The sequence below is a fragment of the Myxococcus guangdongensis genome, from assembly GCF_024198255.1.
GTDB lineage: Bacteria > Myxococcota > Myxococcia > Myxococcales > Myxococcaceae > Myxococcus > Myxococcus guangdongensis.
This window is the reverse complement of sequence record NZ_JAJVKW010000009.1, coordinates 219,475-242,748: the sequence shown is the minus strand read 5'-3', so window position 1 is coordinate 242,748 and position 23,274 is coordinate 219,475. Positions and strand designations below refer to the sequence as shown.

The following is a 23,274-nucleotide window of genomic DNA, read 5'->3' as shown; positions in this document are numbered from 1 at the left end:
GCGGAAGGCTCGCGTGCAGGGCGGGGGTTTCGGTTATGGTCCGCCGGCCATGAATCAGGACGCACTGCGCAAGGCGACCCCCGAGGAGCAGTTCGAAGAAGTCACCCGCGGCACGGTGGACCTCCACTCGCCCGAGGACCTGAAGAAGAAGCTCCAGTATTCGTATGACTCGGGCAAGCCGCTGGTCATCAAGGCGGGGTTCGACCCGAGCCGGCCGGACCTGCACCTGGGCCACTCGCTGCTGCTCACGCGCATGCGGCGCTTCCAGGACTTCGGACACTCGGTGGTGTTCCTCATCGGCGACTTCACGGCGCTGATTGGAGACCCCACGGGGCGCAACGCGACGCGCCCGGCGCTCACCCGCGACGAGGTGAAGGCCAACGCGGAGACGTACAAGCAGCAGGTCTTCAAGGTGCTGGACGCGGACAAGACGACGGTCCGCTTCAACTCCGAGTGGCTCGACAAGCTCGGCACCGAGGGGATGATTCGCCTGGCGTCGCGCTACTCGCTGCAGCGCATGCTGGAGCGCGACGACTTCAAGAAGCGCCACCGGGACAACATCTCCATCGCCATCCACGAGCTGCTCTACCCGCTGCTGCAGGGCTACGACTCCGTGGCGCTGAAGTCGGACGTGGAGCTGGGCGCGACAGACCAGCTCTTCAACCTGCTGGTGGGCCGGCAGCTCATGCGCGAGGAGGGCATGGCGCCGCAGGTCATCATGACGGGCCCCATCCTCGAGGGCCTCGGTGCCCGCCTCGTCGACGGCAAGATTGTCGGCGACAAGATGTCCAAGAGCCTGGACAACTACGTGGGCGTCAGCGAGCCGGCGGACGCGATGTTCGGCAAGCTGATGAGCATCACCGACGACCTGATGTGGCGCTACTACGAGCTCTTGTCGTCGAAGACGCTCAAGGAGGTCACCGAGCTGAAGGCCAAGGTCGCCAGTGGTGAGGTGCACCCCAAGGCCGCGAAGGTGGCCTTCGCCCGGGAGATGACGGCGCGCTTCCACGACGAGGAGGCGGGCCGCAAGGCGGAGGAGGACTTCGAGAAGCGCTTCGCGAAGAAGGAGGTGTCCACCGAGTCGCTGACCGTGGTGGAGGTGGCGCTGGAGGGCGCGGCGGCGCTGCCGGTGACGAAGGTGCTCGCCGAGGCGAAGCTGGTGGCGTCGTCGACCGAGGGCCGGAAGATGATCACCCAGGGCGGCGTGCGGGTGAACGGCGAGAAGGTGGCGGACCCCAAGGCGGAGCTGTCCGCCGGTGAGTACACGCTCCAGGTCGGCAAGCTGAAGCTGGCGCGCGTCAAGCTGGCGTGAATTCCCACCAGGGGCGGTGCGTCCCAGGTGCCCGAGGAGTGGCCCGTCCCGTCCCTCGTGTCGAGGGGCGGGGTGGGATTGGGCTACAGTCCCGCGCACCATGCGTCTTTCCGCCGCCCTGAGCCTCGGTCTGCTGCTGAGCGCCCTGCCCGCCCTCGCGGGCCCGGGGGCCTTCGTCTCCGAGTCCTCCGTCGACGCGGTGGAGCAGCCCGAGTCCTCCCGCGTCATGTTCACCGTGGAGGCTGGGAAGACGTATCCGTTGCTCAAGAAGGGGGGCCCCGGCAGGGCCTGGTGCAAGCTGCGAGGCGCCTCCGCCGAGGGCTGGGTGCTGTGCGAGGGCGCCGAGGAGTCCGCGGCCCCTTCGGCCCCGAGCGCCGCCACGCTGGCCGCCGCGGACCGCGCGGATGCAGCGGACCGGGCACGCAGTCGTGAGAAGCAGCTCGCGGAGCGTGATGAGTCGAACGGCGCGCCCGTGGTCGTCACCGCGCCGAGCGCCGAGGCTCCCCGCTACGCCGAGGCGAAGCCCGCCGTGTCGTGGAAGCCGGCCACGGGTTGCGCGACGACGTGCTCGCGAGAGCCGCTGTTCGCCAGGCCCCCTCCCCTGTCGGCGATGGACCGGGAGGTGTTGGATTTGTGCCCCGCGCGGCCGGACGTGAGTGTGAGCGCGGCGGACGTGCGGCGCTTCGTCACCCGGCACTACGACGACGCGCGGCTCCAGACGGCGCTATCCGCGGCGGGGCGTCCTGGGAATCGGCAGGCGAACATCGACTGGCTGACGAGCCTCTGGGTGAGCACGGGGCCTCGCAACGCCTTCACGCACGTGTTCTGCGGGGACGACTGGCAGCGCGGCCCCATCGGCGGACTGCACTTCCTGCCGCGCTATGCGCAGCTCGAGGCGGAGGGCCGCATCTGCTACGGCGGCCCGGTGCGCGGGGGCTCCGCGAAGACGAAGGAGCAGTACCTCATCCGCTTCCAGGGCGTGGCGCCGTGGTCCTGCGGCGAGAAGCGCGTGGGCGGGTTCACCGACGCGCACGACGCCGTGGGCCTGCTGTCGATTGGGACGCGGGCCTTCGCGCGCTGCTGCGCTCGGGATGGGGCGAAGAAGGAAGGTGGCGTGTACGCCGCGAAGGACCTGGGCAACACGCGCTGGCAGATCTGGTGCGGCACGCGCAACGGCACCTACGGTATCGCCACGCTGCACCCCACGGACAACGCCGCCACCTGCGGCGAGTAGCCGCTCCGCTGGCGGGCTGTCGCGATGGGCTCGTCGCGACATGCCCCATGGAGCCACTCCAGCATCCTCACGGACCGTGGCCAGCACGGCCCTTCTCACGGACGCGTGATCTCGCGCTTGGGACGACCCAGCGGCCAGCTCCGCGAGATAGGTGACGTCCACGGCAGCGCCGTCAGGGCGCGACGTACTCGCGAGGCCGGTAGCCCAGCCGCATGACTTCGAGCTGCCCGTGCGCGAGCGGGTCCTGGAACACGCAGACCAGGTCGGGCCGGTCTTCACAGGCCGAGGGCACCATCCACTTGCGGATGCGCTGGATGAGCTCGTCACTCATCGTCCTGTCCGCGAAGCGCTCGTAGCGGACGTGGATGAAGCGCGACAGGGCCAATGGGGCCATCCACGACGTCGTCGCCGCGGTGATGGGGAAGATGTCCACGCCGAAGCTGTCCACCTGGAGCCACGGCGTCGTGTTGTGCGTGAAGGGCCGCGTCGGAATCACGCCGCTGTTCAGGTACACGTCGACGTTCTCACGCGCGGGCCACCCTTGCAGCTTCGACGTGTCTCCCCTCCCCGAGACATCGAGTCCTGACTCGAGCGTCGTGAAGAAGCCCACGCGCAGCCGGTTCGGGTACTCCGCCGATGGGAAGTCGTAGGGGGAGTCCAGCGGGTCCTTGGCGTCGATGGCGGCCTGCGCGGTGAAGACGCCGGGTGTCGCGAAGAGCACCTGGGTGATGGGAGCGTAGGCCGCCAGCTTCGCGCGGAGGACTTCGACGCCCGGGACCTCTCCCGCGCAGCGATAGGGCCAGGTGAGTCGCAAGGTGTCGATCGTCTCCCCCAGGCTCAGGTTCACGAAGCGGACACGATGTCGCTCCATCAGATTTCGCAACCCCGTGGCCGCGCGCTGCGCCCTCCCCCGCAGCCGCTCCAGGGCCCCCGGCTCACCGGTGGGCTCGCAGAACTCCGAGCGCGACAACCAATAGAGGCTCGGATGGCGCATCAAGACGATGGGCTGCTGGGGGTTGGCCTCCGCCAACAGGGACAGCACGGTGCTTCCGTGTCCCACGCTCTGCCGACTGATAGCGGGGTAACTGGACTGGAGCGGCTGAGCCAAGGGGCGCAGCACCTCGGCCGGAATGAAGTCCTCGGTGGCGAAGGTGGTCAGCGCCTCGTGGAGCTTGGGAGGAAGCGACCAGCCCGGGTCCACCTCGATGACGTCGCCCCCCTCCAACGCCTCGTAGTACCCGAGGATCCGGTTGCGATAACGGAGCACCCTCGGGGGTAACGTCGGAAAGTCGTCGACGATGAGCAACGCCTCACCCGTGCCGTCCTTCATGGCGAAGTCGCGCGTCGGCGCGAAGGACACCGCCATCACGGGACACCCCCGAGGATCCTCCCCCTGGTAGCACGTATCGGCGAGGACCTCCGTCCTCAGCGTCTCCAATCGCGCGGCACGCTCGGGGGACAGCCGGTACGCGGGAACAGGCGCAGGAGGCTCGCCGTCGGAGCACGCCACCCCGAGGCACAGCAGCAGCCACCCACCCGACCGACACAGCCTGCGCGACAAGGACATGACCCGACTCGCTTCCAGGGGACCCGGGCCCGCTCGGCCCGGGCCCCGGAGCGAGCCTACTTCGCCGCGCCCACCGTGATCACCGCTCCCGAGGAGTACGCGGTGAACTCCGGCGCGTACATGGACTGCACGGTGGCGGGCCCCACGCGGAAGGTCCCCGCCATGTTGGCGCGCAGCCGGTACTTGAAGGTGTATTCACCCGCGGGCAGCCACTCGAAGAAGAAGTTCGAGCCCGAGTCCCGCGTCTCCTCGTACCAGACGATGCCCAGGTCCCACTGGTGCCGTGACTGCACGTTCTCCGGCTCCAGGCCCGCGGCGCGCGGGTCTCTCAGGTGGACGTACTCCGCCGCGTGCTTCGTGCGCAGCGACAACTGCACCTCCACCTCGTCACCCGGGGCGAGCATCGCGCCTTCCTTCAGCGGCTGGAGCACCACCTGCTTGCCCTCGCGCTCGCGACGGAAGTAGCGCCGCGACACCTGGAAGAAGTCACCCCGGTCCTCGTCGGGCAGCTTCTCCGTGGAGAAGTGCCACGTGGCGGACGCGAAGGCGAAGCCCTTGGTCGTCTTCTCCACCACCACGCGGCTCATCGTCTCCGGCTGGAGCTCCGGCCCGGGCACCACGACCTGGTTCTTCTTCCCCGTGGACACGTCCGGCGCGAACTCCATCCGCACCACGCGCGGGCCCACCGTCACCTTCGCGTCCTCGCGGATGCCCAGCGCGCCCTCGGCCTCCAGGTACTTCACCAGCGCGTACAGCGCCTCGGCCGTGGCCCGCGTGGACTTCCAGTGGTTGAGCTTCTTGTCGAGCAAGAGCCACTGCACCAGGCCCTCGCGTCGCGAGTCCTTCGGCTTGAGCTCCGTCAGCGTGCGCAGCGCGAAGGCGTGCGTCTCCGTGGTGTCGTTGTACCAGAGCCAGCTACGGTCCTCCGGCGCCCAGTACGTCCCGAGCTCCTCGCTCGTCTTCGCCGAGTCCATCACGCTGTCCCAGACCTTCAGCGCGTCCGCGTTGCGTCCCGCGCGCTTGAGCGTCAGCGCCAGGTAGCCCTTCAGGTAGGGCGAGTGCTTCTTCCAGTGCGTGAAGCTGAAGGCGAGCATCGACTTGCGCTCGTCCTCGGTCAGCGCGTCGCCGGTGTAGCTCGCGTTCGGGTAGTTGGACGCCACGTAGTTGAGGAAGGTGAGGAACTCCCAGCCCATCCCCTTCTTCATCAGCTTCTCGGAGTACTCCTCACGGAAGTGCCGGGCCACGTACTCCCAGGCACTGCTCGTCATGTCCGCGGGAACCTCCACGCCGTACTCCATGGCGCGCGACAGGCCGTGGAGGATGTAGAGCGTCATGTACGGCGACGGCGGGCCACCCGGCCACCAGGGGAAACCGCCGCTGGAGGTCTGCGCCTTGCGCAGCTTCGCCATCGCCGAGTCCCGCTCCGCGCGCGCCACCTTCGGGTCCAGCACCTTCACCAGCCCCGCGTTGCCCTCGCGGCCGCCCTTGGCCATCTCCAGCCAGGGCGTCTCCTCCAGGGCCATCTTCCGGTTCGGGTCCACCGAGTCCCAGGTCTCGAACTGGGTCTCGCGCTGGCTCATCTCCTTCGCCATCTTCGCGACGGCCGGGTACTTGTCGTAGAGGCTGCCCAGGATGCCGGAGGACACGAAGCGGTTGAGCGTCTGCTCCGAGCACTCATAGGGGTAGTCCACCAGGTACGGCAGCGCCTGGAGCGCGGAGTAGAAGAGCTGCGTGTCCACCGTGACGACCAGCTGCTCGTTCACGCGCGTGGAATCGCCGCCCTTCTTCAAGTCCTCGAAGGTCATCGTCTTCGAGCCCGGGCCCTTGAGCGTCACGAAGCGCGACTGCGCCAGGTGCACGCGACCGGGCAGCACGGGCAGCGGGCGCAGCTCCCCATCGCTCAAATCACCTGAACGGGCCTCCACCCGGAAGGCCACCTGCCCCACGCGCGTCGGCGTGGTGAGCGGGAAGCGCAGGCTGGTCCCCCGCCCCGCCGCCACCGTGAAGGTCTGCGACGCGTTCTTCACGCCGAACTCCGCCAACAGGCTCTTGCGCGTGTCCGGGTCGACGATGTCCAGCGTGAGCGTGCCCTGCTTGGGCTGCTCGGAGGCGTTGTTCACCACCACCTCCAGCACCGCGAGGTCTCCCTCACGCAGGAAGCGCGGCACGTACGGCCGCACCATCAGCTCCTTGATGCTGCGCGTGGTGCGCTGCACCGAGCCGCCCTTCAAGTCCTTCGTGAGGCCGTGCACCCACACGCTCCAGGCCGTCACCGAGTCGGGCACCGTGAACTCCAGCGCCGCGGAGCCATCCTGGCCGGTGATGAGGTGCGGCACCCAGAACGCCGTCTCCGCGAAGTTGGAGCGCAGCCCCGCGGACGGCGCCTCGACCTGTCCACCTTCCGCCTTGGGCTTCTCGGCCTTCTGCTCCACCATCGCGCCCGGAGGCGCCGGAGGAGGCGGCGGTGGCGCCGCGGCATCCGCCTCGTTTCGCTCCCGCCGCGACTCGGCCATCACCGTCGCCGCGGAGGGACTGGCGACACCCCCGAGGCTGCCACGAGCGGCCTTGTACCGACGCCCGGGCCCGCCCACGCCGTAGCCATCATCGAACCGCAGCCGGTCCGGCGAAGGCGGCGACCACGAGGCGTAGTTCCCGTAGTCCTCCGACACCAACCACTGGGCATGCGACATGGACAAGGAGGTGCCCAGATCCACCGACGCCACGCGGCTGGGATAGAGGCTGGACACGCTCGGCGGGCTGTGGGGCGCGAACAGGTCCAACGACTGGTCATACATGTACGCGAGCAGCTCCGCGGTGGCCGAATCCACCTTCGCGCCGTTGGGCCCCTTCACCGTCACGCGCCAGGTCTCCTTCGCGCCCGGGCGAATCTTGTCGCGGAAGGTGGAGAACTCCAGTTGCAGGTCCTTGTTGTCCCATGGGACGTACACGTGCTCGGTGAAGCGCAGGAACTGCCAGTCGCGCACCGCCACGAGCACCGCCGTGAAGCCGCCCCGGAGCTCCTCCGTCACCGGCACCTCGACCAGGGCGGAGGACTCACCCGCCACCAGCACCTTGCGCAGGATGCGCTTCTCACCCTGGTACAGGTCCAACATCAGCGGCTGTCCCTCGAAGCCGGACGTCGCCAGCAGCCGGACCTTCTCCCCCACGCGCGCCGACGACTTCTCCACCACCAGCGTCGCGGCGAGCTCGGCCGGCGCACGCGTCCCCGCCACCAGCAGCTCGCGCGCCACCGTGAAGGTCTGTCCGAAGGCGTCCTTCGTCTCGTAGTGCAGCCGGTAGGCACCCGCCGGCAGCGCGGGCAGCGTCACGCGGGCCAGGCCGTCCTTGTCGTGCTGGACCTCGCCCTTGGCGCGCTCGGCGCCATCCGCCCATCGCGCCATCACCGAATCAGGCTTGTACGTCTGCGTCCAGCGCGGCTGCACCGAGTCGCCCGGCGTGGGCGAGGGCGCGGCGGCGGGGTCCACCTTCAAGTTCGGCGGCGTGGGAATCGGCTCGTCCGCGGGAAGCAGCGGCTGCGCGGGCTGCTTGAGCGCCACCAGGCGCCAGCGCCCCGCGCCCGGCTGCGGCGCGCCGTCCAGGGTAGAGCGCACCAGCCGCACCTCGGCCCGCGTCCCCTCGGACAAGAAGCCCGTGTCCGTCTCCACGCGCCCCTCCACCGCGACGAAGCCCAGGCGGAACGCGCGCTCCGCCGAGCGCGTCTCACCCCCCTCGTCCGTGGCGTCCGCCTCCACGCGGTAGCGCCACGTCAGGCCGGGCGTGCCCGCCGAGCGCTCGTCCGCCTCCGGCGTGAAGGTGATGTCGAAGCCACCATCCTCCTTCACCGACGACGAGCCCGCGGCGACGAGCTGCCGCTGCTGCGAGACGAAGCGCGTGTCGTACCACCACCACCAGGGCAGCACCGGCTCGCGGTACGCGCGCCAGCGCACCGTGCCGGACGCCACGGGCAGCCCGAAGTAGTAGCGCGCCTCGCCCTTGAAGGTCGCCGGGCGGTTGAGCCGCATCGGCGCGTCCGGGTCCTTCAGCGACACCTCGAAGGTGGGCCGCTTGTACTCCTCCACGCGCACCGCCGCGCCGCCGCCCGACTCGACCTGCACCTGCCACGCGCCCAGCAGCCGCCCCGTGGGAATCGTGAACTCACCCGCCGCCGAACCGAAGTCGTTGGTGCTGACCTCCTTCGAGGCCACCTCCTGGTAGTTCGGGTCCATCAGCCGGACCTTCAAGGGCGTGCGAGGCAGCGTCTCGTAGCGCGCCGACTCCGTCTGTCCGGAGTACGCCACCACCTTCCACTGCAGCTTCTGCAGCGGCCGGTAGACGCTGCGGTCCGTGAAGACGAGCGACGACACGACCTGCCGCGGCTCCGAGTGGGGATAGAAGTTCACCCCGTTGAGCAACATCAGCGCGGACTTCCCCTCGCCCAGCACCAGGATGTAGCTCTGGTAGGGCTGGCCCTTGGGCGCGGGGAACGTCACCTCGCCCTGGGCATTGGTCTTCGCCCGCGCCACGGTGCGGAAGCCCTGGCGGTACTCCATCTGGACCAACCGCACGGACACCTCGGGCGTGGCGACGCCTGTGTCGCCCTTCACCACGCGCGCCTCCACGCTCTGCCCTCGCGCGTTGCGGGTGACGGCCACCCACGGCGTCACCGACAGGAACGAGGCCTCGATGCGGTTGGTCTTGTCACGGAAGTCCTCGCGCGCGGAGGCGACGATGACGTACGTGCCCACGTCCTTGAGCGGCGGCGTGACGAAGGTGCGGTGCATCTGGAAGTCGGGCGTGGCGGGCAGCTGCGTGGTCCACGAGGCCACGGGCTTCAGGCTCCGGATGAGGCGCAGCAACTCGTTGCCGTACGGCAGAAGGTTGTAGTCGTCGACCTTCTTCAGCCGCGCCTCGACATCCAGCGGGTACGCGCGGAAGTAGAGCACAGGCACGTTGCGGTGGGAGACTTCCACGGAGCGACGGTTCGCCCCATCCGACTGCATGGAGACGACGCGGAAGTCCGGCGCCTCCAAAGACTCCACCAGCGTCCGGCACCGCGAGGCGCCCAGCGACTTGGGGTGCGCCGCCATGCCCTCCTTGCCGAGCGCGTGCGCGCGCACCGCGTGGCCCGCCGCGTTCTCCTGCTCCGCCAGCAACCCCTGCCCCATGGACCACCAGGGCACGTCCTTGAACGCCGCCAGGTGCGCGGACAGGTGCTCGCGGATTCGCGTGCGATCATCGGCGTCGGTGATGTGCTGGTGGAGGACCTCGTAGCGACGCAGGCGCGCCTCGAGCGCCGCCTCACGCCGTCCGCCCGCGCGGTGCCAGGACTCCAGATCGCCCAGCACCGAGGCCACCTTCACCAGCGGGTGGATGTTCGGGTCCGTCAGGTCCACCACCGGCGAGCCCTCCAGCAGCGAGCGCAGGTCCAGCTTGAAGACCTCGTTCGCCTGCTCGGGCAGCCAGTGCGTGCTGTCCGCGAGCAGCTCCACGCGCATGTACGTGACGGCGTCGCGCAGCGTGGGACGGATGCCTTCCGGGTACGTGTTCGGCTGCACGTACTCGGACAGCACCTTCACCGGCTCCTGGCCCAGCGCCTGGCGCTGCTTCCAGACCTCCTCGTACGCGCGCTGCGCCTCGGTGATGAGCTGGGTGTACGTCCACGCCTTCAGGTCCACCGGCCCCGAGGACGCCACCTGCTCACGCTGCCGGACCTCCCAGCTGTAGACGCGCGCGTACGTGACGAGCGAGTTGGCGTAGTAGAGGTTCAGCGTGGCGCGGGCCAGCTGTCCCTTGGGCCAGGGCTCCTCGCGCAGGAATCGCACCGCCGTCTCGTACCCGTGCAGGGCCCTGCGCAGGCGCACCGTGCGCAGGAGCGCGCGGGCCCACTCGGCCTCGTCCTGTCCCTCACGCGCCTTGACGAGCCGGGCCTCCGCGCCCTTCGCGGCGGCCTCGTATTGCTGATTCGACTCCAGCGCGTCGATGTCCTTCCACGAGGGAGGCGCCTTCGCCGCCGCGGCGCCGAGCGCGGGCGGGGCGAAGAGCAGCAGGGACAACAACGACAGCGCGACGGTGGATGCCCAGGTCCGGAGGGTGTGGTGCATGGTCGGCACTCTAGACACAGGTGGCCGCCCCACCGTTCCACAATGCGGATCAACTCGCGGGGGCAGCCCCCTCCGACGGCGCCTTGCGGCGCAGCCCCACCAGGTAGACCTCCATGCTGGCGCCGCGCGTCGCCTCGGGGCGGACCACCTTCACCTCCTCGAAGAGGGCGCGCACCTGGTCGCGGAAGTCCTCGAAGTCGCCCCCCATGAACACCTTCGCCACGAAGGACGAGCCGGGCCGGCCCCGCTTCTGGGCCAGCTCCAGCGCCTTGCCCGCCAGCCGCAGGCTGCGCGCCTCGTCGGTGGCCTTGATGCCGCTCGTCTTGGGCGCCATGTCGGAGATGACCGCGTCGAACAGGCCGTCATGCAGCGCGGTGAGCTTCGCGTCGAAGTCGTCCGCGAGCACGTCCAGCACCGCCGTGCGCACGTGCCGCTGGGTGAAGGGACGGATGGCGACGATGTCCACGCCAATCACCTGCCCCGCGCCGCCCACCGCGTCCGCGAGAATCTGGAGGAACCCTCCAGGCGCGGCCCCCAGGTCCAGCACCACATGGCCCTTCTTCACCATGGGGAAGCGTTTGATGAGCTCGTCGACCTTGAAGGCGGACCTCGCTCGGAGGCCCTCCTGCTTGGCTTTCTGGAAATAGTGGTCTTTAGGACGGTAGGGCTTGCCCATGTCAGGGGGGCTCCCTACCATCCGCTACTGTCTTCGGGAAGCCGGGGCAGTCGTGGGTGTCGAGGCCCGCGCAATGGCGATTCCGGAGGACGAGGCGATGGGCACCCGGAGCTTGACGCTGGCGCTGTGCTTCACCCTGCTCTGCTCGGGCGGGGCGGTCTACTGCTACACCCGGGCGCACGCGCTCCAGGTGCAGGGGCAGTGGCTGATGGAGCGCGGCACCGCCCAGGCCCAGGAGTACGCCCACCGGCTGGACGACAAGGCCGCCGCCGCCCAGCTCAAGACGTTCTCCGAGCGTCGCGGGGTGATGGAGAAGGCGCACCTGTGGGAGCGCGGGATGATGCTGGCCGTGCTGGCCGCCGCCCTGTCCCTGGTGGGCGCCTACGTGCTGTTCCTCCTCAAGCGCCTGGATGATCAGCTCCTGGACGCCCTCGGGGAGCTGCGCCCCTCCGCGCCGCCCTCGCCCGCTCCCTCGGAGCGCACGCCGGCGCTCGTGTCCAGCCTCCAACGGTAGGGCTCCCGGCCGTCACGCCGCGCTGGCACAATGTCCCCCCTGCTCTTTCGCGGAGGTGGTCATGGCCGGCTGTGCGCACTGTGGACACACGCTCGACATCATCGCCAACCAGGTCGGACGCAGCGACACGTGTCCGAAGTGTGACGAGGACGTGCGCTCGTGCCGCAACTGCCGGCACTACGACGCGAGCTTCGCCAAGGAGTGCAAGGAGCCCTTCGCCGAGGTGCCCTCCGACAAGGACGGCGCCAACTTCTGCGAGCTGTTCCAGATTGGCGAGGGTGGCCTGCACGCGAAGGCGAGCCGCGACGCGCTCATGAGCGCCGCCGAGGCCCTGTTCAGGAAGCGCTGAAGGCCCCTCCGAGCGCCCCGGCCCCGGGCCCGTGATAGACGGGCGGGATGAACCGAAACCTGATCGGACTGCTGGCGCTGCTCGTGCTCCCTGGCTGCTACACGGCCGCCGCCACCACCGCCCCCGTGCCCAAGGAGCGGGCCACGGAGTGCGCGAAGATCTGCACGGACCTGGACATGGAGCTGGGCGCGGTGGTCGTCATCCGCAGCTCCGCCGGGTGCGTGTGCTCGCCCAAGGACAAGGCGGCGACGCCCGAGGGCGCGGGGGCCGCGGCCGCGGGGAGCGCCGCGGCGCAGGTGCTCGAGCAGGAGCAGGAGAGCGGCACCTACGCCTCGCAGCAGAGCGGCATCTGAGCAAGCAGCGCCCGGGCGGACCGGGCCCCCCCCGTCCGCCCGAGCCCGCTCACGGTCGTCAGAAGCCGTAGAGCTTGGAGATGATCTCCTTCATCACCTCGGAGGTGCCGCCGCCGATGGTGATGAGGCGCACGTCGCGCCACATGCGAGCGACGGGCGTCTCCTCGACGTAGCCCATGCCGCCGTAGAACTGCTGCGCGTCGTAGGCCACGCGCTGGGCCAGGTCGCCCGCGAACAGCTTCGCCATGGAGATCTCCTTCACCGGATTCTCCTTCCGGTCGAAGAGGTCCACCGCGTGGTACGTCAGCCGCTTCGCCGCCTCGATGGCCGTCAGGTGCTCCACGAACTTGTGGCGCCACACCTGGAACTTCATCAGCGGCCGGCCGAACGCCTCGCGCTCGTTGCCGTACTGGATGGCGTCCTCCATCATCCGCTCCATGCCGGCCACCGCGGTGATGGCGCCCACCAGGCGCTCGCCCTGGAAGTTCGTCATGATGTGGTAGAAGCCCTCGTTCTCCTCGCCCAGCACGTAGCGCGCGGGGATGCGGCAGTCCTCGAAGTAGAGGACGGCGGTGTCCGAGGACAGGTTGCCCACCTTGTCGAGCTTCTTGGAGACGCCGAAGCCCTTCACGTCCGTGGGGAACGTCACCAGGGAGATGCCGCCGTAGCCGGCCTCGCCCGTGCGCACCGCCAGCGTGATGAAGTCCGCGCGCGTGCCGTTGGTGATCCACATCTTCGAGCCGTTGATGACGTAGTCGTCGCCGTCCCTGCGCGCCGTCGTCTTGATGCTCGCCACGTCGGAGCCGCAGTTCGGCTCGCTCACGCCCAGCGCGGCGATCTTCTCGCCCTTGAGCGCCGGCTCCAGGAACTCCTTCTTCTGCTCGTCGGTGCCGATCTCGTTGATGATGGGCGTGGCCATCTGGCTCTGCACCAGCAGCGCCATGTTCACGCCCGCGTTCTTGCTGTAGCTGAGCTCCTCGCAGAACGCCGTCACGTACCAGTAGTCCAGGCCACTGCCACCGAAGCGTGGATCATGGTTGATGCCGAGGAAGCCCAGCTCCGCGCACTTCTTGAACAGCTCGCGCGGGAAGATGCCGGCCCGGTCCCACTCCAGCCCGTACGGCGCCATCTCCTTGTCGACGAAGGCTCGCACCGTCCTGCGAAACGCCTCGTGCTCCTCGGTGAACGGGTTCGGCATGCACACTCCTCCCTGGAGAAATCCCGGGGTACCTCGGGGGATTGATTCGCGAATCAATACGCACCCCCGTCCGGTGGGCAACACCCGTGACGCAACCGGCAGAGTGACGCAGTGAGCCAACCTGCTCGCCCTCCAGGGCAGGTCCCGCAGAAAGTCCTGCTTGCCCGGTAGGCAGGTGTTAGGTAGGCCCGGCAGGAGATAGTCCGCATCACGGAGTATCCCCTTGACAGACAGTTCAGTCTCTGTAGTTTCTGGGGCGCAGAATTTCCATGGCATCAAGCCGGAGCAGCGACCTGGAGGAGTCCAGGTCACGCGAGCCGGCAGGAGCAGGACGATCGTGATTCGACGCATGTGGATGGCCGCGGTGCTGGCGGCGGTGGTTTTGACGGGCTGCGGCAAGGGTGGAGCCCAGCCGACGCTGCCTCAGCAGACGGGCCCGGCGGCGATGGGCGTGAGGGCGATTGCCCCCGCCACGGAGCTGGAGGCCAGCGTGACGCGCGTCACCGGTCAGGTCCGCTCCAAGCAGGAGGCGACGCTCAGCCCCCAGGCCAGCGGCACCATCGCGAAGATGCTGGTGAAGGTGGGCGACAAGGTGAAGAAGGGCCAGGCCCTGGCGGTGCTGGACACCTCCAACATCCTCATCGGCGTGGAGCAGGCGCGCGCGGTGAAGGCGGCCGCCGAGGCCGGGCTGCAGCTGGCGACGAACAACCTGGAGCGCACCCGCAAGGTGGCCGAGGGTGGTGGCATCGCGGCGGCCGGGTTGGATCAGGCGGAGATCGGCCAGAAGCAGGCGGCGGCCCAGGCGGCCCAGGCCACGGCGGCGCTGCGCATGGCGGAGGAGAACCTGCGCGACATGTCCATCGTCGCCCCGTTCGACGGCGTCATCACGGCCCGGCTCAAGAGCCTGGGTGACTCGGTGTCCATGACGCCCCCCACCGCGGTCTTCACCCTGGTGGACACCACGGGCCTGGAGGTCCGCGCGCTGGTCCCCGAGTCCGTCGTGGACAAGGTCAAGCCGGGCGCGAAGACGCACGGCACGGTGAGCCCCAGCGGCATGCGCTTCGAGGTGCAGGTGGCCACGGTGGGCGCGGTGGTGGACGCCACCAACCGCACCGTGGAGGTGCTGGCGGACGTGGTGGGTGACACGACCAACCCGCTGCGCCCCGGCGCGCTGGTGGACCTGGACTTCTCCAACGTCGCGGACCAGGCGGACGACAAGGGCCTGTTCCTGCCGACGCAGGCCGTCTCCGCGCGAGGCCAGGAGGGCTTCGTGTGGGTGGTGCAGGACGGCACGGTGCGCAAGCGCGACGTGCGCGTGGAGCGCGTGCTCCCCGGCTACGTGCGCGTCCTCCAGGGGCTCAGCGCGGACGAGCGCGTGCTCGCCGACTCCTCCCTGGACGTGAAGGAGGGCACGGCCGTCCGCGTGGTGCAGTGACGTCCCGCCCTCCCCCCTCCAGACTTTTCAAGGGAGCTCCATGAGCCCGCTCAAGACATTCATTTCACGACCCATCTTCACCGCCATGTTGATGATGGCGGTGGTCGTGTTCGGCATCAACGCATACCCGCGCATCGGCGTGGACCAGTTCCCGGACGTCGACTTCCCCGTCGTGACGGTGACGACGGTGCTGCCCGGCGCCGACCCGGAGACCATCGAGAAGAACGTCAGCGATCCGCTGGAAGAGGCGCTCAACACGCTCAACGGCGTGGAGCAGCTTCGCTCCATCAACATGGAGAGCGTGTCGCAGATCGTCGTGCGCTTCACCCTGAACACGGCCGTCGACGTGGCGGCGCAGGACGTGAGAGATCGCGTCCAGGCGACGCTGAGCAAGCTGCCGAACGAAATCGAGACGCCCGTCGTCGAGAAGTTCGACATCGGCGCGGCGCCCATCGTCACCCTGTCGCTGTCCGGCGCACTGCCCATCCAGGAGCTGACGCGGACGGCCGAGGACCTCGTCAAGCCGGCGCTGCAGCGTCAGCCGGGCGTGGGCAGCATCGACGTGACGGGTGGCCGGGAGCGTGAAATCCAGCTCGTGGTGGACCCGGACCGCCTGCGCGGCTTCGGCATGGCCATCAGCGACGTGAGCCAGGCGGTCAAGGCGCAGAGCCTGGACATGCCGGGTGGTCGCACCATGGACTCGGGCCGTGAGCGCGTGCTGCGCCTGACGTCCGAGGCCAAGAGCGTGGACGACATCCGCAACATCATCCTCACCAACACCAACGGCGCGCCGGTGCGCGTGCGTGACGTGGCGGACGTGGTGGACGGTCCGGAGGAGGCGCGCGGCGCGGCGAAGAACGGCGACCGCAGCGCGGTGGCGCTCATCGTGCGCAAGCAGTCCGGCTCCAACACGGTGCAGGTGGCCGAGCTCATCAAGGAGTCGCTGGCGGACATCAACAAGCAGCTGCCCGAGGGCATCCTCATCGAGACGGTGTCGGACAATTCGCGGTTCATCCGCTCGTCCATCGCGTCGGTGCAGTTCGACCTGGTGCTCGGCGGTGTGCTCGCCGTGCTCATCGTGCTGGTGTTCCTGCGCAACCTGAACTCGACCATCGTCGCCGCGATCGCGCTGCCGGTGTCCATCGTCGGCACGTTCGCGGTGATGGCGGCGCTGGGCTTCACCTTCAACATGATCACCATGTTGGCGCTGACGCTCTCCATCGGTCTGCTCATCGACGACGCCATCGTGGTCATCGAGAACATCGTGCGTCACATGGAGGAGGGTAAGTCCCCCATGCAGGCGGCCATGGACGGCGCCGGGCAGATCGCCGTCGCGGTGCTCGCGGTGACGCTGGCCATCGTGGCGGTGTTCATCCCCGTGGCCTTCATGGACGGCATGATGGGCAAGTTCTTCTACCAGTTCGGCGTCACGGTGGCGGTGGCCACGCTCATCTCCTACGCCGTGTCCATGACGCTCACGCCGATGATGTCGTCGCGCCTGCTTCGTCATCACGGCCAGCCGACGGGCCTCTCCGCCAAGGTGGAGAAGGTGCTGGTGGGCATGGAGACCGGCTACCGCAACCTGCTGGCCGGCATCCTGCGTCGCCGGGCGCTGACGCTGATCATCGCGGTGGGCGTGCTGTTCGCCACCTTCGCGATGGCGCGCTTCCTGAAGTTCACGTTCATCCCCGAGCAGGACAACGGCAACATCAAGATGACGGTGGAGCTGCCCATCGGCTCGACGCTGCAGGAGACGCAGGCGGAGCTGGACCGGCTCGACGCCGTCATCCGGCCGCTGCCGGGCATCGCCTCCACCTTCTCCACCGCCGGTGGCGGCGTGCAGGAGGAAGTGCACAAGGGCGAGCTTCTCATCAACCTGGTGAACGTGAAGCTGCGCGGCTACACGCAGAGCGAGCTGAAGACGTACCTGCGCCAGAACATCAAGGCGCCCCCCGGCATCCACCTCGCGGTGCAGGACATCTCGCCGGTGGCCGGTGGCGGCTCGCGGACGCAGGCGGTGCAGTTCAACCTGCGCGGCGACAACTGGCAGCAGCTCATCGAGACCGCCGACAAGGTGAAGGCGGCCATGGCCAAGAACCCGGGCCTGGTGGACGTCGACTCCACGTACCGCTCGGGCAAGCCGCAGTACGACGTGGAGGTGGACCGCGAGCGCGCCGCCGCCCTCGGCGTGCCGGCCGCGTCGCTCGGCGCCACGCTGCGTGCCTTCCTCGGCCGCGACAAGTTCATGGACTACCGCGAGGGGGGCGAGACGTACGAGGTGAAGCTGAGCCTGCCGCCCTCGACGCTGGCGTCCGCGGACTCGCTGGGCAAGCTCACGGTGCGCTCGCCGAGCGGCCAGCTGGTGGAGCTGCGCAACCTGGCGAAGATCACCCCGGCCGACGGTCCGGTGCAGATCGACCGCGAGGCGCAGAAGCGGCAGATCACCCTGCTGGCCAACCTGGCCAGCGGCTACCAGCTCTCCGAGGCCATCGCGTTCATGAACACGACGGCGCAGGAGCTGGCGCCCGCGGGCGTCATCCACGACTTCGAGGGTAACGCGAAGGAGCTCGGCAAGGCGGTGACGGCGTTCGTCTCCGCGCTGCTGCTCGGCATCATCCTCGTGTACATGATTCTGGCGGCCCAGTTCGAGAGCCTGGTCCACCCGTTCACCATCATGCTGTCCTTGCCCTTCGCCTTCATCGGCGCCATCGGCGCGCTGCTCATCACCGGGCAGGCCATGTCCATGTTCGCCCTCATCGGCGTCATCATGCTCATGGGTCTGGTGGTGAAGAACGGCATCCTCCTGGTGGACTTCACGCTGCAGCTTCGTGAAGAGGGCAAGACGGCCACGGAGGCGCTGCTCGGCGCCGCCCCGGTGCGTCTGCGTCCGATTCTCATGACCACCATCGCGATGATCGCCGGCATGGTGCCGGTGGCGATCGCCCGCGGTGACGGCGCCGAGACGCGCGCGCCCATGGCCATCACCATCATCGGCGGTCTCATCACCTCCACGGTGCTGACGCTGGCCGTGGTGCCGGTGGTGTACTCGCTGCTGGACCAGCTCACCGAGAAGTTCAAGCGCAAGAAGGGCCCGGGCTCCGCTCCGGACCACGGCACGCCGCACGCCGTGGACCCGCACAGCGGGAAGCCCGCGGTGGCCGCCGCCGCGCGAGTGGAGACGGCCTGATGCGAGTGCCGGCCAACAGACCGGCCCTCCGCGTGCAGCCGACGGGCGCGGGCGAGGAGGAGCTGGAGACCCCCGACGACGGGAGCACCTCGTACGAGGCGCCCCCCGAGGAGGACACCTCCACTCCCGCGTCGCGGCGGCTGCACGACCTCATCATCCAGCTCGGGCGCTACCGCTCGTTGAGGGATCCGCTGCACGGAATCTGCGAGAGCAACCAGCTCACCCCCACGCAGATCCACGTGCTGATGTGGCTGGGCAACGACGGCCCCACGCACGTGGGCGTCCTGGCCCAGCGGGTCGGAATCACGAAGAAGACCATCACCGGCGTGGTGGACCGGCTGGAGGACATGAAGATGGTGGAGCGCACGAGGGACGCCGAGGACCGGCGCGCCGTCGTCGCGCAGCTCACCCCGGAGGGCGTCAAGCTCTTCACCCTCATCAGCCGCAGCGTGGACCAGGGGCTGCGGCGGATGTTGGACCTGCTTCCCCCCGATGACCAGGAGGCCCTCTTCGGTCTCCTGGAGCGGGTGCTGAAGCGGCTCGGGACCACGCCCGAGCAGGCCGTCTAGGATGGACGAGCGCGCGTCGGGGGCGACCTTCGCCCGGCGCGCGCTCCGTCTCCTGGCGTGCCTCCCCTGTCTCTTCACCCCAGTGGCTCGAGCAGAGCCCTCGCCGCTCGCGCGTGAGCTGGCGTCCCGGTGCCGTGCGTGGGCCTCGGATGCGCGCGCTCCGTGGGCGCTCGCGCATGGCATGGCGCTGGACGGGCGTGCGTTCCGCGCGGCGGATGGACGGCTCGCATCGGAGGTCGTGGTGGCGGACTTCCTGCGCCGTGCGTCCGGGCGGGAACAACCCGCTTCGAGCCGGGTGGACGTCTACTTCGAGCCGTTCACGCCAGAGGGCACGCCGGTGGATCCGCATCCGGCGCTCCAGGTGAAGACGCTGCTTGCGTCCGGGTTGCCTTTGTCACAGCGCTTCAAGACGGCATGGGGCGAGGTGACGCTGCGCGAGCTCGTGGAGGACGTGAAGCTCGACTTCCGGATGGCGCAGGTGGAGTCCAGCGAGAGCGCGTGGATGCTGGAGGTGCTCTCGCTGAGTTCGCGGCCTGGGGACTCGTTTCGAGATTCGACGGGGCAACGGGTGAGTGTGGACGCGGTGATGACCCGCGCACTCGTGGCGCTGGAGGCGGCGAACGCGGAGCTGGCCGAGGGCCTGAAGGCGAAGAGGCCCGAGGTGCCCAAGCGGGGCCAGGGCATCTACGCGCATCCCTGTGGCGGGCTGCACTACTTCCAGGCGGTGGCCGGCTGGGCGCGCCACGCGTCGGTGCGCGAGGCCTGGAGGCAGCGGCTCGCGGCGCAGGTGGACGTGCTGCTGTATCGGCTGGACTCGGAGACGCGGCAGTACGAGTCCGCGTGGGCCTCGGCGCCCGCGGAGCGCGAGCGCGTCCTCGCGCAGATGCTGAAGTTCCAGGGGCACCTGCTGGAGACCCTCGGGCGCTTGAGGGAAGACATGGGCTGGCGCCCGACCCCCGCGCAGCAACAGACGGTGGAGCGGGCGCGCCGGTATCTGGAGAACACGGTGCGCCGGATGGACCAGACGGGCCTGCTCGCGGCCCCTGCCTCGGTGGCGGCGCGAGACCCGCAGCTCGCGCTCGACCTGGTGGGCGACACCTGCCACGCCGCCCGAGGAGAAGCGCTGTGGAGCCCCCGAGGCATCACACGCCCAGCCGCGCCATCTCCTCCTCGGTGAAGCCCGCCTCGGCGAGCACCTCGCGCGAGTGCTGGCCCAGCGCGGGCGGCTCGCGCAGCGGCGTGGGCCCCATGCGCAGCGGCGTCAGCAGGTGCGTCACCTTGCCCAATCGGGAGTCCTCCGCCTCGACGAAGAGCCCACGAGCCCGCAGCTGCGCGTCCTTCAGCACGTCGTCCCCTTCCGCCACCGGCTCCACGCACAGGTCCGAGCCCGCGAACTTCTCCGCCCAGTGCGCCAGCGGCTTCGACGCGAACAACTTCGTCAGCTCCGCCTTCACCCGCGCCCCCGCCTCCCCTGGCGCATACGCGTCCTCCATCAGGTCCGGCCGCTCCAGCCGCTCACAAACGCCCGAGAAGAACTTCGGCTCCAGCGCGCCCACCGCCAGCCACCGGTCATCCGCCGTGCGGTACAGGCCGTAGCACGCATACCCGCCGTTGAGCGCCTCGCGCCCGCGCTCCAGGGGCGCGCCCTGCTCGCCCATGAAGAGCCGCGCCGCCAGGTGCATGTGCAGGAACGCCGTGGACCCGTCCGTCATCGACACGTCCACGAAGCGCCCCTGCCCCGTGCGCTCGCGCTCGTACAGCGCGGCCAGGATGCCCACCAGCGCGAAGAGACTCCCGCCGCCGATGTCGCCCATCTGCACGCCCGGGAACGCCGGCGCCCCACCCGCCTCGCCGCCGTAGCCCAGGAGGCCCGCACGGGCGATGTAGTTCAGGTCATGCCCCGCCTTCAGCCGGTCCGGCCCCGTCTGCCCGTACCCGGAGATGGAGCAGAAGACGAGCCGGGGGTTCTCCGCGCGCAGCACCGCCTCCCCCACGCCCAGCTTGTCCATGACACCCGGACGGAAGCTCTCCACCAGCACGTCGTGCGTGCGCGCCAGCCTCTTGAGCGCCTCGCGCCCCTCGGGCGTCTTGAGGTTCAACGTCAACGAGCGCTTGTTCCGGTTGAGCCCGTAGAACAACGCCCCCACGTCGTCCCGCGACGGAGGCATCGCCCGGACGTAGTCGCCGCCCTCCGGCTCCTCCACCTTCACCACCGTGGCGCCCAGGTCCGCCAGCACCAGCGTGGCGTAGGGACCGGGCAACAGGCGCGACAAGTCCAGCACGCGCAAACCCTTCAGCGGCAACGTCGACATGGGAGTCTCTCCTGGAGGTGCTCGGGGGGCCCGAAACGACACGCGGCGCGCTCCCAAGGACGGGGGCGCGCCGCACGTGACTCACTCAAACGACCACTACCCCAGAATCTTCGCGAGCTTCATCGCGAGGCCCATGTCCATGGGCTTGAACTTCAGCTTGCCCTGCATGGCCGCCATCTGGGGGTTGAGCGTCTTGTTCTTGATCTTCACGAAGTCGTCGTTGCTCACCAGGATGGTCATCTTCGACGCACCCTCGTGGCCCGCGCTGACCCAGCCCGCATCCTTGGTCAGGTCCAGCGTCCACTTCCCGCCACCGTCACCGGAGACGTCGAAGTGGATGATGGCGTTGACCTCCTTCGCCAGCTCCGGCTTCGCCGTGAGCTTCTGCGGAATCTCGGTCTCGATGATTTCCTTCGCGGTCGTCATGGCTCGCTCCTTGGCCTGGTCGTTGATTGGAGAATCAAGACGGGGGGACCGTAATGTCGCCCCCCGGGTAGGTCAAGGCATCAGATGCGCCGTGTTCATCACGCGCTGGTCGTGTTCACCACCGACGAGGGCAGTGAGCGGCGCACCATGCTGAGCAGATCATTGAGCTCGAACGGTTTGGCCAGGTGCCCCACCGCGCCGATGTCCGCGGCCTTGCTGCCCACGTTGCGGTCCGCGCTGAGGACGATGAGGGGGATGTTCGCGATGGCCGGCGGCTTCTGGCGCATGCGCTGGGCGAACTCCCACCCGTCCATCACCGGCATCATCAAATCCAGCAGGATGAGGTGGGGGGGCTCCGGCTCGAGGCGCTCCAGGGCCTCCTTGCCGTTGCGCGCTCGGCGGATGACGAAGCCCTCGGCTTCGAGGATTTCGGAGAGGGCTTCGAGGATGTCCGGGTCGTCATCCACCACGAGGACGACAGGGGCACCATCAGGCTGTGTGTTAGGCGGAGTCAGGGCAGTCTCCCTCGGTGCGACGCTGGGGATTCTTCCACCATCCTCCCACCCGGCGGCGCAACAAAAACGCGCTCCCCGCACGCGGCGGGGGTGCACGTTGCAAAACCGACAGTCACGCCCCACCCTTTCCGTGACCTGCTGGACGGGAGGTGGAAAACGTGAGGAGCCCAGGGGAGATGGGAGCTGGCAGCACGGCGGAAGCGCCTGGCCTCGTCCTCGTCCCCACGCAGGGGCCGCCACGCCTGCTGGGCAGCCTGCTCCTCGAGCATCTGGGCCTCCAGGAGCTGCCCGCCGACGTGAGCTCCCTGGACGCGCTCCTGGGCGCCGCGGGCTTCCAGCGCCGCGCCGGGGACGCCCGCCTCTGGGAGAAGGACGACGACCGCGTCCTGCTCGCCGGAGAGGAGCCCCTGGGCGACGGAGGCCAGCTGTGGTGGACCTTCCCCGTGGCCTGGGACGAGGCCGACAACCGCCGGCGGGTGCGCTACCTGGGCATGGCGTCCCATGACCTGCGCGGCTCACTGGCCAACATCCGCTCCTATGCCGCGCTGCTGCTCAACGGACGCTCGCCGCTGGAGCCCAAGGTGCAGCGCGGGCTGGAGACCATCCTGCGCAACGCGGACCGCTCGCTGTCCTTCTCGCAGGACTTCTTCGACTCCAGCCGCGCCGACCTGGGCTCGCTCGCCTGCGAGCCGGAGCGCCAGTCGCTCCTGCCCCTGCTCGACGCGGCCATGGAGCGCCAGCGCGCGGCGGCCACCGCCGCCAACGTGGCGCTCGTGTTGGACCTGGACCCGAGCGAGCCCCAGCCCGAGGTGAGCGTGGACGGCGCCCGCATCCAGCACGCGCTGGAGGCCTTCATCCTCTACCAGCTCTCCCGCGCTCAGGCCGGGGAGGTCATCCACCTGCGCATCCACCCCGGCGCCCCTCGGGTGCGGGTGGAGGTGCGCCGCGAAGGGGTGCCGCTGTCGGACGAGGACGCCTCCGTCGTGTTCCGGCGCGAGGAGCGGGCCTTCCGGGAGAAGAAGCTGGAGGATCCGCTGCGCATCTACCTGGCCCGCCAGGAGGTGGAGGCGCACGGGGGGAGCGTGGGGGTGGAGACGGATCCGTCCGGCAGCTCCCTCTTCATCACCCTGACGGCGGTGCCGGGCGCCGTGCTCGCAGAGCCAGCGGCCCTCCAGGCATGACACCGCCGCTCTTGCTGGCGGTCGACGTCGCCCCCCGGTATGCTCCGCCCGTTTTCACGAAGGAGCCGTGATGCTGGGGCTGAAGCCGATGGAACTTCTTCTCATCCTGTTTGTGCTGCTGCTCCTCTTTGGAGCCACGCGGCTGCCGCAGCTCGGCTCGTCCCTGGGCAGCGCGATTCGCAACTTCAAGCGCGGCTTCGGCGGCGAGGACGACGCGGGGACGCCCGGCGGCGACAAGAAGGGCGGCAACCTGGCCAGCGGCGGCAACGCGGACAAGGACGTGAAGTCCTCGTCCCCCAGCAGCCACGCCTGAGCCCCGCTTCCTGAAGGGCCCTTGAAGCACGA

Annotated in this window: 18 protein-coding genes; 11 read left to right on the top strand and 7 right to left on the bottom strand. The window is 69.3% G+C overall.

Annotation, left to right across the window (positions count from 1 at the left end):
* Nucleotides 1–49 precede the first annotated feature (49 nt).
* On the top strand, nucleotides 50–1,312 hold the full coding sequence (gene tyrS, locus LXT21_RS26895) for a tyrosine--tRNA ligase (protein ID WP_254041053.1): 1,263 nt from the start codon (nucleotides 50–52) through the stop codon (nucleotides 1,310–1,312).
* A gap of 100 nt (nucleotides 1,313–1,412) precedes the next feature.
* A complete protein-coding gene (locus LXT21_RS26890; RefSeq protein WP_254041052.1) occupies nucleotides 1,413–2,546 on the top strand; it encodes an EndoU domain-containing protein in 1,134 nt (377 codons plus the stop codon).
* A 172-nt stretch (nucleotides 2,547–2,718) separates the two neighbouring features.
* Here the strand turns inward: LXT21_RS26890 and LXT21_RS26885 are convergent, their stop codons facing one another.
* From LXT21_RS26885 to LXT21_RS26875, 3 genes are read right to left on the bottom strand one after another with little or no spacing between them, the layout of a single operon-like run.
* On the bottom strand, nucleotides 2,719–4,113 hold the full coding sequence (locus tag LXT21_RS26885) for a hypothetical protein (protein WP_254041051.1): 1,395 nt from the start codon (nucleotides 4,111–4,113) through the stop codon (nucleotides 2,719–2,721).
* Between the two features lie 56 nt (nucleotides 4,114–4,169).
* On the bottom strand, nucleotides 4,170–10,214 hold the full coding sequence (locus LXT21_RS26880) for an alpha-2-macroglobulin family protein (protein WP_254041050.1): 6,045 nt from the start codon (nucleotides 10,212–10,214) through the stop codon (nucleotides 4,170–4,172).
* 49 nt (nucleotides 10,215–10,263) lie between these two features.
* Nucleotides 10,264–10,911: an RlmE family RNA methyltransferase gene (locus tag LXT21_RS26875; protein ID WP_254041049.1), complete on the bottom strand. Its 648-nt coding sequence runs from the start codon at nucleotides 10,909–10,911 to the stop codon at nucleotides 10,264–10,266.
* A 52-nt stretch (nucleotides 10,912–10,963) separates the two neighbouring features.
* Here LXT21_RS26875 and LXT21_RS26870 point away from each other — a divergent pair, with 52 nt between their 5' ends.
* The 3 genes from LXT21_RS26870 (at nucleotide 10,964) to LXT21_RS26860 (ending at nucleotide 12,106) form a co-directional block, all read left to right on the top strand.
* Nucleotides 10,964–11,404: a hypothetical protein gene (locus tag LXT21_RS26870; protein ID WP_254041048.1), complete on the top strand. Its 441-nt coding sequence runs from the start codon at nucleotides 10,964–10,966 to the stop codon at nucleotides 11,402–11,404.
* Nucleotides 11,405–11,465: 61 nt separating this feature from the next.
* Complete coding sequence (locus LXT21_RS26865; protein ID WP_046713217.1) at nucleotides 11,466–11,753, top strand: hypothetical protein; 288 nt, start codon at nucleotides 11,466–11,468, stop codon at nucleotides 11,751–11,753.
* A 47-nt stretch (nucleotides 11,754–11,800) separates the two neighbouring features.
* A complete protein-coding gene (locus LXT21_RS26860) occupies nucleotides 11,801–12,106 on the top strand; it encodes a hypothetical protein (protein ID WP_254041047.1) in 306 nt (101 codons plus the stop codon).
* A 58-nt stretch (nucleotides 12,107–12,164) separates the two neighbouring features.
* Here the strand turns inward: LXT21_RS26860 and LXT21_RS26855 are convergent, their stop codons facing one another.
* On the bottom strand, nucleotides 12,165–13,304 hold the full coding sequence (locus LXT21_RS26855) for an acyl-CoA dehydrogenase family protein (protein ID WP_254041046.1): 1,140 nt from the start codon (nucleotides 13,302–13,304) through the stop codon (nucleotides 12,165–12,167).
* A gap of 337 nt (nucleotides 13,305–13,641) precedes the next feature.
* On the opposite strand from LXT21_RS26855, the gene LXT21_RS26850 reads away from it, so the two are divergent.
* The 4 genes from LXT21_RS26850 to LXT21_RS26835 are packed head-to-tail and all read left to right on the top strand — an operon-like array spanning nucleotide 13,642 to nucleotide 19,672.
* Nucleotides 13,642–14,739, top strand: coding sequence for an efflux RND transporter periplasmic adaptor subunit (locus LXT21_RS26850; RefSeq protein ID WP_407667035.1), 1,098 nt, complete (start codon nucleotides 13,642–13,644; stop codon nucleotides 14,737–14,739).
* Between the two features lie 40 nt (nucleotides 14,740–14,779).
* Nucleotides 14,780–17,926, top strand: coding sequence for an efflux RND transporter permease subunit (locus tag LXT21_RS26845; protein WP_254041045.1), 3,147 nt, complete (start codon nucleotides 14,780–14,782; stop codon nucleotides 17,924–17,926).
* The gene (locus LXT21_RS26840; protein ID WP_254041044.1) at nucleotides 17,926–18,495 is read left to right on the top strand and encodes a MarR family winged helix-turn-helix transcriptional regulator; all 570 of its coding nucleotides are present in this window, start codon (nucleotides 17,926–17,928) and stop codon (nucleotides 18,493–18,495) included. Before LXT21_RS26845 ends, LXT21_RS26840 begins: the two co-directional genes overlap by 1 nt.
* A 1-nt stretch (nucleotide 18,496) precedes the next feature.
* Nucleotides 18,497–19,672 carry a hypothetical protein gene (locus tag LXT21_RS26835; protein WP_254041043.1) on the top strand — a complete coding sequence of 392 codons (1,176 nt, stop codon included), beginning with the start codon at nucleotides 18,497–18,499 and terminating at the stop codon, nucleotides 19,670–19,672.
* On the opposite strand, the gene LXT21_RS26830 is transcribed toward LXT21_RS26835, so the two are convergent.
* The 3 genes from LXT21_RS26830 to LXT21_RS26820 all read right to left on the bottom strand — a co-directional run bounded on the left by LXT21_RS26830 (nucleotide 19,638) and on the right by LXT21_RS26820 (nucleotide 21,703).
* Complete coding sequence (locus LXT21_RS26830; RefSeq protein WP_254041042.1) at nucleotides 19,638–20,807, bottom strand: CaiB/BaiF CoA transferase family protein; 1,170 nt, start codon at nucleotides 20,805–20,807, stop codon at nucleotides 19,638–19,640. The genes LXT21_RS26835 and LXT21_RS26830 overlap by 35 nt on opposite strands.
* 96 nt (nucleotides 20,808–20,903) lie before the next feature.
* Entirely contained in the window at nucleotides 20,904–21,233 is a 330-nt protein-coding gene (locus LXT21_RS26825) for an SCP2 sterol-binding domain-containing protein (RefSeq protein WP_254041041.1), read from the bottom strand.
* A gap of 98 nt (nucleotides 21,234–21,331) precedes the next feature.
* Nucleotides 21,332–21,703 carry a response regulator gene (locus LXT21_RS26820; protein WP_254041040.1) on the bottom strand — a complete coding sequence of 124 codons (372 nt, stop codon included), beginning with the start codon at nucleotides 21,701–21,703 and terminating at the stop codon, nucleotides 21,332–21,334.
* A gap of 221 nt (nucleotides 21,704–21,924) precedes the next feature.
* On the opposite strand from LXT21_RS26820, the gene LXT21_RS26815 reads away from it, so the two are divergent.
* Both LXT21_RS26815 and tatA read left to right on the top strand, forming a co-directional pair.
* Entirely contained in the window at nucleotides 21,925–22,929 is a 1,005-nt protein-coding gene (locus LXT21_RS26815) for a sensor histidine kinase (protein WP_254041039.1), read from the top strand.
* 88 nt (nucleotides 22,930–23,017) lie between these two features.
* Nucleotides 23,018–23,242 carry a twin-arginine translocase TatA/TatE family subunit gene (tatA, locus tag LXT21_RS26810; protein WP_407667033.1) on the top strand — a complete coding sequence of 75 codons (225 nt, stop codon included), beginning with the start codon at nucleotides 23,018–23,020 and terminating at the stop codon, nucleotides 23,240–23,242.
* The last annotated feature ends 32 nt before the right edge of the window (nucleotides 23,243–23,274 follow it).

What these genes read in the sequence shown, in the direction of transcription:
- LXT21_RS26875 (WP_254041049.1), bottom strand. Translation starts at nt 10,911, where the DNA reads ATGGTAGGGAGCCCCCCTGACATGGGCAAGCCCTACCGTCCTAAAGAC.
- LXT21_RS26885 (WP_254041051.1), bottom strand. Translation starts at nt 4,113, where the DNA reads ATGTCCTTGTCGCGCAGGCTGTGTCGGTCGGGTGGGTGGCTGCTGCTG.
- tatA (WP_407667033.1), top strand. Translation starts at nt 23,018, where the DNA reads ATGGAACTTCTTCTCATCCTGTTTGTGCTGCTGCTCCTCTTTGGAGCC.
- LXT21_RS26880 (WP_254041050.1), bottom strand. Translation starts at nt 10,214, where the DNA reads ATGCACCACACCCTCCGGACCTGGGCATCCACCGTCGCGCTGTCGTTG.
- LXT21_RS26845 (WP_254041045.1), top strand. Translation starts at nt 14,780, where the DNA reads ATGAGCCCGCTCAAGACATTCATTTCACGACCCATCTTCACCGCCATG.
- LXT21_RS26860 (WP_254041047.1), top strand. Translation starts at nt 11,801, where the DNA reads ATGAACCGAAACCTGATCGGACTGCTGGCGCTGCTCGTGCTCCCTGGC.
- LXT21_RS26865 (WP_046713217.1), top strand. Translation starts at nt 11,466, where the DNA reads ATGGCCGGCTGTGCGCACTGTGGACACACGCTCGACATCATCGCCAAC.
- LXT21_RS26890 (WP_254041052.1), top strand. Translation starts at nt 1,413, where the DNA reads ATGCGTCTTTCCGCCGCCCTGAGCCTCGGTCTGCTGCTGAGCGCCCTG.
- tyrS (WP_254041053.1), top strand. Translation starts at nt 50, where the DNA reads ATGAATCAGGACGCACTGCGCAAGGCGACCCCCGAGGAGCAGTTCGAA.
- LXT21_RS26815 (WP_254041039.1), top strand. Translation starts at nt 21,925, where the DNA reads ATGGGAGCTGGCAGCACGGCGGAAGCGCCTGGCCTCGTCCTCGTCCCC.
- LXT21_RS26835 (WP_254041043.1), top strand. Translation starts at nt 18,497, where the DNA reads ATGGACGAGCGCGCGTCGGGGGCGACCTTCGCCCGGCGCGCGCTCCGT.
- LXT21_RS26825 (WP_254041041.1), bottom strand. Translation starts at nt 21,233, where the DNA reads ATGACGACCGCGAAGGAAATCATCGAGACCGAGATTCCGCAGAAGCTC.
- LXT21_RS26840 (WP_254041044.1), top strand. Translation starts at nt 17,926, where the DNA reads ATGCGAGTGCCGGCCAACAGACCGGCCCTCCGCGTGCAGCCGACGGGC.
- LXT21_RS26870 (WP_254041048.1), top strand. Translation starts at nt 10,964, where the DNA reads ATGGCGATTCCGGAGGACGAGGCGATGGGCACCCGGAGCTTGACGCTG.
- LXT21_RS26855 (WP_254041046.1), bottom strand. Translation starts at nt 13,304, where the DNA reads ATGCCGAACCCGTTCACCGAGGAGCACGAGGCGTTTCGCAGGACGGTG.
- LXT21_RS26830 (WP_254041042.1), bottom strand. Translation starts at nt 20,807, where the DNA reads ATGTCGACGTTGCCGCTGAAGGGTTTGCGCGTGCTGGACTTGTCGCGC.